At 36.6% G+C, this 13,736-nt stretch carries 8 protein-coding genes; 6 read left to right on the top strand and 2 right to left on the bottom strand.

Annotated elements, in window-relative coordinates; translation table 11 throughout:
- Positions 1-97: 97 nt before the first annotated feature.
- Positions 98-1,354: an efflux RND transporter periplasmic adaptor subunit gene (locus tag ACIQ7N_RS16300; protein WP_402933917.1), complete on the bottom strand. Its 1,257-nt coding sequence runs from the start codon at positions 1,352-1,354 to the stop codon at positions 98-100.
- Complete coding sequence (locus ACIQ7N_RS16295) at positions 1,354-2,031, bottom strand: hypothetical protein (protein WP_402933914.1); 678 nt, start codon at positions 2,029-2,031, stop codon at positions 1,354-1,356. The genes ACIQ7N_RS16300 and ACIQ7N_RS16295 overlap by 1 nt, the downstream gene beginning before the upstream one ends.
- 540 nt (positions 2,032-2,571) lie before the next feature.
- Between ACIQ7N_RS16295 and ACIQ7N_RS16290 the strand changes: the two genes are divergently transcribed.
- From ACIQ7N_RS16290 to ACIQ7N_RS16265, 6 genes are all read left to right on the top strand, one after another.
- Positions 2,572-5,529: a hypothetical protein gene (locus tag ACIQ7N_RS16290; protein WP_402933911.1), complete on the top strand. Its 2,958-nt coding sequence runs from the start codon at positions 2,572-2,574 to the stop codon at positions 5,527-5,529.
- A 56-nt stretch (positions 5,530-5,585) separates the two neighbouring features.
- Positions 5,586-6,245 (top strand): S-layer homology domain-containing protein, encoded by a 660-nt coding sequence (locus ACIQ7N_RS16285; RefSeq protein WP_402933908.1) that lies wholly within the window; start codon positions 5,586-5,588, stop codon positions 6,243-6,245.
- A gap of 537 nt (positions 6,246-6,782) precedes the next feature.
- Positions 6,783-7,865 (top strand): CAP and S-layer homology domain-containing protein, encoded by a 1,083-nt coding sequence (locus ACIQ7N_RS16280; RefSeq protein ID WP_402933905.1) that lies wholly within the window; start codon positions 6,783-6,785, stop codon positions 7,863-7,865.
- A gap of 589 nt (positions 7,866-8,454) precedes the next feature.
- Positions 8,455-9,378 (top strand): C40 family peptidase, encoded by a 924-nt coding sequence (locus tag ACIQ7N_RS16275; RefSeq protein WP_402933902.1) that lies wholly within the window; start codon positions 8,455-8,457, stop codon positions 9,376-9,378.
- A 247-nt stretch (positions 9,379-9,625) separates the two neighbouring features.
- Positions 9,626-11,515: an N-acetylmuramoyl-L-alanine amidase gene (locus ACIQ7N_RS16270; protein WP_402933899.1), complete on the top strand. Its 1,890-nt coding sequence runs from the start codon at positions 9,626-9,628 to the stop codon at positions 11,513-11,515.
- A gap of 190 nt (positions 11,516-11,705) precedes the next feature.
- The gene (locus ACIQ7N_RS16265; RefSeq protein ID WP_402933897.1) at positions 11,706-13,655 is read left to right on the top strand and encodes an N-acetylmuramoyl-L-alanine amidase; all 1,950 of its coding nucleotides are present in this window, start codon (positions 11,706-11,708) and stop codon (positions 13,653-13,655) included.
- The last annotated feature ends 81 nt before the right edge of the window (positions 13,656-13,736 follow it).

Genomic DNA, 13,736 nt, shown 5'->3' with positions numbered 1-13,736 from the left:
CTATATCAACAGCCGACCAAGAAAATGTCTTGGTTGGAAAACTGCAAACGAGGCTTTTAATGAGCAATTGTTGCACTTAATTTGACAAATCGTCATACTAAAAGACAATATATTTTACGTAGTCTTTCCAACCGATCTCTTTAAAATTGCGCCACTCGATTTTTTTAAGTGGTATTGAACGGAAGGAGCGAGCTAAAATATTGCGTTGTTCATTTGCGATAATAGGTGTTCCAGCATCCATATAGCCTGTAAAGATCGTAGAATCTGCCGTTTTAAAGGCAACCTCGATATCCTCAAGGCGTATTTTACCATTTTCATCAATTGTATAAACGCTATGTTTATTTTTCTTTCCAGCCTTCACCCATGCGGATTTCACTTTAAGCGCGTTGGATGCCTGATTTACGGTAATAGAAGCTTTACCGACAGTTGAAAATGGAATGTTTTCTAGTATGTCATCTTGATGCAATATTACCTCATAGCTTGTAGGCTTTGGTAGCTTTGCAGACTTAGCTAGTTCATTTGCCCAAAGGGATTCCTTATTTGCTGGTATCATTTGTTTTTGGAAGACAATACCAGATAGATCGTCGTCGTTATGCGGTAGTTTAAAATTAACGGTTTGTCCATCTTCAACCTTTTGCCATTCATCCTCGGATAAGTAGGCAAGCATAGACTTTTCAGATGAATAGATTTCAAATGTGACCGCACCAGCTTGTTCAGTGATTTTTGAGATGACACCATCTACTGGGCAAATAACACCTTGGCGCGCTTTAATTTGGCCAATTTGGGCATCCATTAAAGCTATTTGACGATTGGTCTCTGCAATATGACGGTTCAATATTGCCACTGCAGTTGATGGAGAAGCTTGCTGACCTAATTCAAATTTAACAGAGACATTTAATTTCTCACTAATTTGGTCGGTATTAATAGAGCTTTTAGGGTCATTGCCTCCACCGTATTCAGATTCTATGTCCGCTAAAGCAGATTCTAAATCACTTAATTCAGTTTCGTAAGCTGTGCGTTCAGCCTCAAGCTCTGCTAATTCACCGTCAACTTCCTCTGTTTTGTAGGTAGCTAGTAAATCATTGGCATGTACTTCCTGTCCACGTGTTACATCTATTGCAGCAAGATTTTTCGCATCTGCTGAAATCGTATAGGTTTGTGCTGGTGCAACAATCGCATCCTTTTCAACCGTTTCTACACGATCACTAGGTGTAGCTCGTTGGAATTCATTGATAAAGTAGGATCTTGCTACTTTACTATCATCCTTAAATACAAAATAAGCATTCACACCAATTAATAACGCTATCACTATAATACTTAAACTTGTCCAAGGTCTGGATTTAATAAAGCGCATCATCCTAACCCCCTTGTAATCCATTCTTGTAGTGGTAACACACTAATCATGCCGATAAAAATAGCCATTACTACATAAAGACCAATAATTTTTGCTAATAATGCCTTTTGATCTGACCACTCCTCCCATTTTGAAAGGAACGTGTATTGCACAATAATTGTTAATACAGTTGCTACGGTTAGTTGGTTGATAGCAAATAGTACATAATCCTTATCAATTACTTGCTGAGCTATAGGTGCAAGTGAGAAGAACGAGAAGTTAGTAGTGTAACCAACTGCATAAAACACAGCAAATAAAATTGTCTTTTCAATAAGTAAAAATACCATTACATAAAGTTGTACCTTCTGAATCCATTTGTAAGGAATGTCTGTTAACAGATGTAACAAGTATGTAACGCCAAAATAATGGAAGCAATAATAGATAACTCCCCAGGCAATAACCCCAACCATTGATAATAAACGGGCTGTATAGTATTCAGTTTGATGATTCGATGCAAATAAGCTTGTTAAGCTTTCTGTACCCATGCCCCAAAACTCACGAGCGACAAATAGCAGCAAAAAGAGTATAAAAACTGCGAAGGATCGCTTTTTATATCCTCTTAGTTCTCCTTGCTCAACAGCTTGGGTAAAATAAGTGGGATGCATTAAGCTGTGCCAAAATTTATATTGATAAAACATATATAGCTCCCTTTCTCGTAAATTAAATCGTAAAGTTGTAGTATACATCTAATTACTGGAAAATAATATAGTAGAAATGCTAAGTTTTTCATGGATTCCCCTCGAAAAAGAGGAAATTTAATCGTTATTTTAGATAATTATACAAAGCTTTTATTCGCTAATTTGAGTAATGTTTCAACAAAATATTTCCTGGAAAATATAAGGTGCAAGAACATATAGAGTAGCGCTTTCAATAGACGAGCGCTGCTAACTGTCGTCAACGACACATATTCTTTTAAGTAGAAAGTTTTTTACTCGCAATTAGTCATCTTTTGCCAAAATTTCTTCCAGAACAATGCACATAATTCAATTATATAGTATCCTAACAATAACTTCCTATAAAAAGACTATTCAATCTAAAAAATATTTCTGTTAGTGAAGAGGATGGGCTTCTTTAATAGATTAGCTTGAAATAGGATAAAATGCACCGATACAAAAGGTAGCAAATTAGAAATAAATGATACATATCTATTTACCTATATAAAAGAAAGGGTGGGCATTTTGAAAAAACAAATACAGGTTGGTGTAATAACAAGTCTATTACTAACTCCGACGGCTATTGCCAATGCTCAAGAAGGACAACCTCAAACAATCTCTCAGGAAAATCAAGTAGCTAATGTGAATATAGCAGCAACAAATGCAAACGCTAAATCACAAACTATTGCACAATATGGAAAATTATCTGAAAAATCAACAACAGCAGAAATGGCTGCTGCCAAAAGAGATTTAGCATTTTTAAGCGATAATTTTGACACTGATGAAATTGAATTTATTACAGCTAAATACAACTATATAGAAAATCAAATAATTTTATTAAGCGAACTTAAGAACATTGGTACAAGTATTAAAGGTATCTCTTATACTAGTAAAACTTTCATTAAGGATGTTAATGATGCATGGAATAGATATCAGACATTTTTAGGTGCAACGAATGCTGATAAAACCTATTTATATGTTCAACAAACATTTAAAGGTGCTGTTAATACTGCAACGAACAATAAGGCTAGAGCTATAGTTAAAGATGTTACGGGTAAGTCCCTCCAATATGATTATGAAGGGGCTGCACTCATTGCTTATTTCAAAAGTAACGGGGCAGATATTACAAAACTTTTAAAAATGGTTGATGATGCAACTGTAGTAGACAAAACAGTTAAACAATTAGAAACGCTTGTATTAACCCTAAGTAATCCAAATTCTGATGCTACTAAAATTAAGGAAATCACAGATGGCATAACGTCAGAACTGAACAAGCTCACAGCTGACCAAAAGAAAATTGTTATAGCGCATAATCCAAATAGTGCAGCGGTTACACCGTACAAAAAATATACAGAAGTGCTAGCTAACCAATCTACAGCTGATAAAGTAATTGCGCTAGTGGAAAAGTTAGACCCAACTGCAAAGGATTATACGTCAAAAGCGAAGGCTGCTAATACTGCTTACTTAAAGCTAGATCCTGCAAAACGCGAATATGTGAAAAACTATAAATCGTTGAAGGATCAAGTAGAGGCGATGGATATTGTGACACGTATCATGGCTTTGAACCCATCGCAAAAAACATATACGGAAGTAGTGACACAGTTAACTGCAGATTATGGGAAACTATCATCAAACGGGCAACAACTTGTTACGAATTATCCTGCTCTTCAAACCGCGAATGGCTATATTACAACAGCTAAAGATTTCGACAATCGTGTTATCGCTTTAGCTAATGAGCCGGATGCTACGTTTGTAGGGAAAGTAGCAGCGATGTCCGCAGAATATAAAACGATGGATAAAAATGCGAAAAAATTAGTAACGCAATCCAAGACATTAACAACGTATGAAAAAAATAATGCCAATGTTGTGAAGGTTATTAATGCAATTGCAGCTTTAAATCCAGCAAATAAGGATTATACAAAAAAGGTTTTGGCAGCACGTAAGGCATACAATGCATTAGACTCTGCCTCACAAAAACGCGTAACAAACTACAATCAGCTAACAGCAGTTGAGGATGTTGCTACATTAATAGGCTTGATAGAAACATTGAAACCGACAAGTAAAACATTTTTAAATGATTTAGATTCTGCACGCAAAAATTACGATGCATTACCACCAGAAAAGCAAAAAGCTGTCACAAACTATGAAAAGCTTGTCACAGCTGAGACTGAGCTGAAATCTGCACATACAGTTATTGCATTAATAGATGCGGCAGTGCCTAATGATCCTGATTATTTAACGAAGCTTATGAATGCTCGCGTTGCTTACGATAAACTAAATTCAGGACAGAAAAAGCTTGTCTCTAATGTGAAGGTGTTAACAGATCGTGAAAAAGAAGTAAAAGCAATTTTAAATACTATGGTGCAAATCGATGGAATAGAGCCGGGCACAAGTAAATTTGTCAGTCAAGTTAACTCAGCGCGAAAAGCGTACGATAAGCTGACAAAAGACCAAAAGCTATATGTTAATAATATTGCAATTTTACAAGGCTATGAGCCAACTGCTAAAGTGATTGAATTAATAGGCAAGTTAAAGCCTTCTAGTAAAACGTTCAATGCGGATACAGTACAAGCTCGAGCACTATACGATGCTCTAAGTAAGGACATGCAGCAATATGTGACAAACTACAATTTATTACAAGCTGCTGAAGCAAGCATCTTAGGTGCAGGAAATGTAAAGCGTATGATTGATGAGCTTCCGACTGTCCCAGCAAATCAATATATTAAACGTATTGAAGAGATACGTGCAGCATATAATGCATTACCGAAAGATCAACAATATGCGGTTGAAAACTATAAAACATTGCAAGAGCAAGAAAAAATTATTAAGCCTGTCATTAGTGTTGTCAATGAGATTGATAAACTGATGACATCGAAAAATATGGACAGCCAATATCAAAAGGTATTAAAAGCATATGATAATCTTACTGCGACTCAACGTAAATATGTTTATAACGAGCAGCTACTTCTTTCATTAGATAACGTTATTAAAGTTTATCAAAGTATTGCAGCATTAAAGCCAAGCGACAAATTATATTTTGGTATGATAGAATCTGTACGAAAAGATTACGATAGCTTAAGTACTGCAGATAAGCAACGAGTATCTAATTACAATATTTTGCTTGAAGCTGAGAAAAATATGCGTGAAGTAAAGAAAGTTGTTGAGATTATAGCTGGTCTTAATCCGGCTTCTAGCACATATATTCAAGATGTAGCGAATGCTTCTGCAGCATATAAAGCATTAGATTCTAAAGTAAAAGGACAAGTTCTTAACTACGATGCTTTAAAGAAAGCAGAAAAAGATGTAGCAGCAGTGTTAAAAGTGGTGAATGCGATTGGTGAGCTGGACCCAGACGCTAAAACGTTTGAAAAGAAAGTACTGGCTGCACAAAAACTATACGACGCACTTACTCTTGAGCAGCAGGATTTAGTATATAATTATCGTATTTTACAAGAGCACTTAAAAACATTAGGTTTATTATAAGGAGAGAGGGCAGGTCCCTCTTTTCTTTCTTTATAATAAGGAAAGGAAGCGTGCATTTGTCGACTAAGAAGATACATAAATCATGGGCACTTGCCACCGCTGCAGCAGTTGTTCCCTTTGTTGGAGCCATGCCTGCGGAAGCAGCTGCAATGCCATTTACAGATATAAAAAATAGCGGAAGTGAAGTTGAACTTTACAAGGCAGTTAGTGAATTATATAGCCAGGGCATTGTATTTGGGACAACATCGACTACGTTTAGTCCTTATCAAAATTTAACACGAGGGGAAGCGGCATACTTTTTGGCTGAAGCTCTAAAATTGGAGACAAAAAATGTAGTAAATCCTGGCTTCAGTGATGTACCGACCTCTCATAAATATTACGGTCATATTGCCGCGCTTGCCGAAAAGGGTATTATTCAAAAAGGAACAAATTATAATCCAGATCATTTTATGAATCGAAGCCAAATGGCAAAGATATTGACAATCGGCTTTAATTTACAGCAGGCAACAACATTATCTGCACCTTTTTTAGATTTTACAAAAGAAAATGAAACTAATATGTATATTCAAACGTTATTAAATTATGGGATTACACAAGGAACTAGTGCGACTACATTTTCACCCTATACAGATGTTCGTCGCGGTCAAATGGCTTTATTCCTATACCGCACTTTACAAAAAGCTGAAGACGATTTCTATATAATTAGCGTTGAATAAATGGGAAGACTCACTCTGAAGGTGCTTTCAATCTTAGAGTGGTTTTTTTGAGGTTCATCACCAAAAGTTGTGGATGACTTTTGTTAAAACGTCTACTATGTAAATAGTTGATTGGAGTGGAGACTGGGCGACTCCTCGGGGATCAGCGTCACAGATGAGACCCTGCAGCGCAGCGAAGCGGCTCATCGGACGCCCCCAGGAAGCTTTGCTCTGTGCGAAAGCGTAGTGCTAACGTAGCGGCAGCAACAAAGCGCCCAGTCGAAACGGAAATCAACCACACGTTTTGGTGATGGTCCTTTTTTTGAAACAATAAAGTCAAAATTAGGTAATAATGGAATATGAATGTTTCACCAACCAAAGTTGGGTGTGAGGACCTTTAAATCGGTAACAATGCTTTTTTTCCCGCATCGTGAGGGCAATGAGGGAAAACAAACATGAGTATGGATACGATCCCTAATTTGGTCGTTAGGAAAACATGTGGTGGGGGATTTGTGCCATTAAATTACTATACATAATTAAACGAAGGAGGAGATAGCTATGTTAAAAAAAGTATCTAGTGTTGTTGGTATGTCTCTTATTTTGCTAACTACATCATATGCTGTGCCTCTGACAATCACATCTGAAGAAGTATTGGCAGCTAATATTGCAAAAGATGTTTCACAATCACATTGGGCAAAAAGCTCAATAGAACATATGCTAGAAAAGCATTATATGACAAACTATCAGGATGGCTCCTTTAGACCCGAACAACCGATTACTAGGGCAGAGGCTGCCGCTGCAATTGCTCGTTCCATGAAGCTAAAACTGGATACCGATTACACGCCTAATTTTACGGACTTAGCGGATAATCATCCGTACTACAAAGAAATTTGTGCCTTAGTGGAATTAAAGATATTACAAAATGGTGATTGCTTCAACCCTGATGCACCTTTACAACGTGCACAAATTGCCAAAATGTTAACACTTGCGTATCAAATTGAAGTCGATTCTCAAAATCATAGTAAGTTTAGCGATGTTAAGCAGGGACATTGGGCAAAAGACTATATTGAATCGCTTGCAGATGTTGGTGTTATTAAGGGGATTAACGCACAGCAATTTGCACCAAATCGAATGGTAACACGTGCGCAATTTGCTTCTTTGGTTGAAAGAAGTCTCGACTTTTCAACGAAGGTAACAAATCTTGAGGTAGCCTACGATTATTTATCCAAGTCTTATATTCCGACAAAATGTTTTTCACCAACCATGGCTAATGATGTAATACGTTTAGTCAATGTCGAACGACAAAAAAGAAAGTTACACCCCCTTAACTATGATGCAGCTTTAACACAAATTGCCGTTATTAAGGCTCAGGATATGGTGAATCGACATTATTTTGAGCACGAATCCCCTTACTACGGAATGCCCTGGGATTTAGCAACATTATTCGATTATCCATACACGAGCTTAGGAGAGAATATAGGAAGAAAAATTCCAACATCCGAAGCTGCCGTCAAAGCATGGATGGCTTCACCAGCACATCGTGAAAATATTTTACGAGAAAATTACACAAATACCGGGGTCGCAATTGCAGTTGATAGCAATGGATATTACTATTGGGTGCAGTTATTTTCTAGTCAATAGAATGTGCGGCGGGATGAGAAAATACCCGTGGAGTGAAGAAGGGACCTGCGTGAAGCATGAGAATACCCTCGGGGCAAGGCGAATTAGCGGCGGAATTTCAAGTTTTAGTGGCGTTCCTTGCCTGGTTAGCAGCGCAACTCACACTATTAGCGGCTAATTCCAACATAAGCCAATACTCTCGGAGCAAAGGCGAATCCCCGTAGAGCAGGAAAACCGTCGCAAAGCAGAGGAAAATCCCCGCGCAAAGCAAAAGAATAACACTCGAAAGGTAATTAAATACCCACGGGCCCTATCGCATAAAACGAAAAATCGAATCGGAAATGCGCATATTTAACAACTGAAAATTGGAATTCCACTAAAATTTGCAATCTATTGTGACAAAGCGTAGCTAATATTACAGGAATGTTACAAAAATCCCGATTATCCATTATTTAATACCCATATTTTAGCGCTGATAAACCACGAAACGTTGGTATATCAGTGTTTTTTTGTGCTTTAAAAACCGTTACACAATTGAAAAGTTAAAATAGCATCTTTTATGATAGTCTATTTATAGGCAAAAAAGTTCTGAGAGGGGTATACCGAATATATGAAAAAGAAATGGTTATTACCGGTTTTTGCATCTTTCATGTTATTTACAACAACTCAAATAGATAAAGCTGAAGCAGCCACAGCATCTGATGTAACTGATACAGCGTCAAAATATTTAGGTGTTCCATATCTTTATGGAGGTACAACTACTAAAGGGCTCGATTGCTCAGGATATACATCTAAAGTCTTTGCAGATTTAGGTATTGAATTAAACCGTACTTCAGGCTCGCAATATCAACAAGGTACTGCTGTAGCAAAGAAGGATCTTGAGATTGGCGATTTACTATTCTTCAATACTAGTGGTAAAGGTGTTTCGCATGTAGCTATTTACATGGGTGAAGGGAAAATGATCCATTCACAAACAGGTAAAGGTGTTAGTTACTCAAATGTAGATGATCCTTATTATTGGGGTTCTCGTTACATTGGTGCTAAACGTGTAGCAACATTTGATAGTGAACAAGCAGAAGCTGTTAAAGAAGAAGTAAAGGAAGCTGCGATTGATTTTACAGTTTATGCTTCTCGTGCTGAAGTGGCAGTGCAAATTGCTAAAGCACTTAACTTGGATACATCCGATAAAAATACGAATTTTACAGACGTAAAGCCAACAAATGAACATGCTGGTGCAATTGCTGCTGTATCGAAGTTAGGTATCTTTGCTGGTGATGGTAGTGGCAAATTTAATCCATCTTCACCGATAACACGTGCTCAAATCTCGAAAGTTTTAGTACAGGCCTTCGGATTAAAGCAACAAGGCAATGTTGTAACATTTGCTGATGCTCCTGCAAATCATTGGGCAAATGAATTTATTTCAATTCTTGCTTCAAATGGTATTACAGAAGGTAACGGAAATGGTAACTTCGGTTACGATGAGATGTTAAAAATTTCTCAACTACAAACATTTATTGAACGCGCACAAAAATAACAATAATAATCAAATTCCGTATTACTTAGACAAGGGCTACGTTTAAAGTAATACATTGCAAGGAAGTTCTTTTATATAATGTATAGATTGAGGAGAGTTTGCACTTGCAGACTCTCTTCTTTTTATGAAATTTACCAAAAATAGGAGTGGTGCCTAGAAAACAGTTAATAGTTACGTTGGTATGATAGTTTTGTCGGTGCAATTTTGCTAAAATGAACACGAGAACAGGAAGGGAGGAAATAAGACATTGAACCTCAAGAAAGTCAGTCTTATATTATGCGTCTTATTCATTTCAGCTTCTATGTTTACAATACATAGTGCCCAAGCAAGTGATGGGTTTGTAGATGTTCCTAAAGATCAAGAAGCATATGAAGAGATCAATTATTTAGTTAGTTTAGGTGTTATTAAAGGATATACGGAAAACGGCAAAACGTATTATAAACCTTATAATAACGTAACGCGTGGACAAGTTGCCAAGATGGCTGTAATTGCTTCAGGTAACAAACCACTAGTTGTCAATAAATCAAGCTTCTCTGATGTAAAAGTAGGCACAGAACTTTCAGGCTATGTAGAACGCGCTATACAGCTTGGACTATTTAAAACAAATACGCAGGGGCAATTTTTACCGGATAAGCCTTTAACTCGCGATGAAATGAGTTATGTATTAACAAAAGCCTTTAAACTTGATACAAGTGAATATCAAAATATCGATTCTCCTTTTGTAGATGTAGGTATTACGCATCCATACGTTACATTTGTGAATACGATATACTATAACGGTATTACAAAGGGAACGGGTCAAAATTATTATCCAAATAACAAAGTGACACGTGCGCAGTTTGCATTATTTATAGCGCGTGCAAAAAGTGAAAAGTATCGTTTAGAGCTACCAGTTAAAGGTGTAGGTGTACCGGATACAACACAGGTCATTGGCTTAGTTTCTGTCACAACTGACGGATTAAATATTCGTAAATCAAAAGATACTTCATCTACTGCTAATATAGTAGGTACAGTAAACAAAGGCGGTAAATTATCAGTCTATGCAGTTGAAGGGGACTGGTTAAAGGTTACTTATAAAGGTGCATTTGCTTATATTCATAAAGCGTATGCACAGTTTTTAGATGCTGATGGTAACGCATTAGGGAATGTCCAAAAGCAAGTTACTGCAACACAAAATTTAAATGTTTACGTAAAACCAACTTCTTCATCAAAAGTTATTACAACAGTTAATAGCAAAACGAAATTACCAGTTTATAAGACAGTCAGTGGCTACCATCTAACTGTAGTAAACGGTATACCAGGCTATGTCGTGGCTAATAGTACAGAGGATGTTGAAGTAGAAAATCCTTCTACTCCAGATCCACCTACAGTTTCTGGTGATCTATTAGGTCGAGTGACGGTTGATAGTTTAAATATTCGCAAAGAAGCTAACTCTACTTCTACGGTATTAGGTAAACTGAAGAAGGGCGAATATATTCAAGTAAACAGTATTAACGGTTATTGGGCACAAGTTACTTATCAAGGTCAAAAAGGGTATGTCCATAAATCATACTTAAAGCTACTAAATCAAAGTGGTAATCCATTGAAAAATCGAATTATCATTCTTGATCCCGGTCATGGTGGTAAGGACCCTGGAACTGTTGTAGGTTCTTATTCCGAAAAAGCTATCACATTAAAAGTCGGCACACTTGTGAAGCAAAAGCTAGAGGCTGCAGGTGCGAAGGTATATATGACTCGTACAGGAGATACGTATCCTTCGTTACAAGACCGTGTTGACTTTACAAATAATAATTACGGTGAAATCTTCGTAAGTATCCATGTTAACTCAGCAGCAAATACTGCTGCACTAGGTACTGAAACATATTATGCAATTTCAACGGGTGATATGTATCAGGAAGACATTGATCTTGCGACATTTGTAAATAATCAAATTGTTAATAACTTAAATATGAAAAATCGTGGTGTTAAAGAACAGCAATATTATGTTATTCGCAACACGATTATCCCAGCCATCTTAGTTGAGCTAGGCTTCCTAACAAATAGCGAAGACCGCGGGAAATTGACGAATGATAAATATGCTGAGTTATTTGCTGATTCTATCTACAAAGGAATTTCACAATACTACGCGAAAAAATAATAAAACGGGCTACATTGTTCAATATGAGCGATGTAGCTCTTTTTGTTTGATACTTTAAATACTACGATCATCGGTAGACTTAAATTCTATTATTTAGGATTTAAGTTGTAACACTTGCATCTATATGATAGTTTTACCAGAGAAATTTTGCTAATATTAATGGTAGAACAAGAAGGGAGGAAATAAGACATTGTATCTTAAGAAAATTTGTCTTATATTATGCGTCCTTTTCGTTTCTACTTCAATGTTTACAATAAATAGTGCACAAGCAAGCGGCGGTTTTGTAGATGTTACGAACAAGGATGACGCATATGAAGAAATCAATTATTTAGTAAATTTAGGTGTTATTAAAGGGTATAAAGAAAAGGGCAAAACGTATTATAAACCTAACAACACCGTAACGCGTGGACAAGTTGCCAAGATGGTTGTTGTGGCATCAGGCAAAAAGCCACTAGTTGTTAATAAATCAAGCTTCACGGATGTAACGGCCGGCACAGAGCTTTCAGGCTATGTAGAACGCGCTATACAGTCTGGTTTCTTTAAAACAAATACAAAGGGACAATTTTTGCCAAACAAACCTTTAACTCGTGATGAAATGAGTTATGTATTAACAAAAGCGTTTAAGCTCGATACAAGCGAATATGAAAACATCGATTCTCCTTTTGTAGACGTAGGCATTAATCATCCGTACGTTTCATATGTGAATACGATTTACTATAATGGTATTACAAAGGGAAGTAATCAAAAATATAATCCAAATGAACAAGTGACGCGTAAACAGTTTGCGTTATTTGTAGCACGTGCGAAGGAAGAAAAATATCGTTTAGATATCCCTGTTAAAGGTGTAGCTACACCTGATTCATCACAGGTCATTGGCTTAGTTTCTTCAACAACTGACGGATTAAATATTCGTAAATCCAAAGATTCTTCATCTACTGCAAATATAGTAGGTACAGTAAACAAAGGTGGTAAACTATCAGTCTATGCAGTTGAAGGGGATTGGTTAAAAGTTTCCTATAAAGATACCTTTGCTTATATTTATAAAACGTATGCGCAGTTTTTAGATGCAGATGGTAACGCATTAGGAAATGTCCAAAAGCAAGTTACGACAACACAAAATATTAATCTTTACGTAAAACCAACCTCTTCATCAAAGGTTATTTCAACTGTGAATAGTAAAGTGAAGTTACCTGTTTATAAGACGATAAGTGGTTACCATCTAACTGTAGTAAATGGTGTACCAGGCTATATCGTGGCTAATAGTACAGCGGACGTTGAGGTAGAAAAACCTTCTACTCCAAAACCAGATCCAAAACCAGATCCAAAACCAGATCCAAAACCAGATCCAAAACCAGATTCAACTCCACCAACAATTTCTGGGGATCTATTAGGTAGAGTGACAGTTGACAATTTAAATATTCGTAAAGAAGCTAACGCTACTTCTGCAGTAGTAAGTAAGCTAAAAAAAGGCGAATATGTTCAAGTGAACAGTATTAACGGTTATTGGGCACAAGTGACTTATCAAGGTCAAACAGGGTATGTCCATAAATCTTATATAAAGCTACTAAATCAAAGTGGTAATCCGTTGAAAGATCGAATTATCATTCTTGATCCAGGTCATGGTGGTAAGGATCCTGGAACTGTTGTAGGTTCTAATTCCGAAAAAGCTATTACATTAAAGGTCGGCACACTTGTGAAGCAAAAGCTAGAGGCTGCAGGCGCGAAGGTATCTATCACTCGTACAGGAGATACGTATCCTTCATTACAAGACCGTGTTGACTTTACAAATGCTAATTACGGTGAAATCTTCGTAAGCATCCATGTAAACTCAGCAGGAAATACTGCTGCACTAGGTACCGAAACATACTATGCAGTGTCAACAGGTGATATGGTTAATGAAGATATTGATTTAGCGACATTTGTAAATAATCAAATTGTTAATAACTTAAATATGAAAAATCGTGGTGTTAAAAAAGAACAATATTATGTTATTCGTAACACGATTATTCCAGCTATCTTAGTCGAACTAGGCTTCCTAACAAATAACGAAGACCGAGCTAAAATGACGGATGATCAATATGTTGAGTTATTCGCTGAATCTATCTACAAAGGAATTTTAGAATATTACTCAAAACAATAATAATGAAGCGCTACATCGTTCAATAGTAGACGATGTAGCGTTTTTTGTTTACATTTAGCACTTTGCGATGATCATTAAAGA

It is taken from the genome of Lysinibacillus sp. NPDC095746, assembly GCF_044763535.1.
Classification (GTDB): domain Bacteria; phylum Bacillota; class Bacilli; order Bacillales_A; family Planococcaceae; genus Lysinibacillus.
This window is presented reverse-complemented; position numbering and strand designations above follow the sequence as displayed.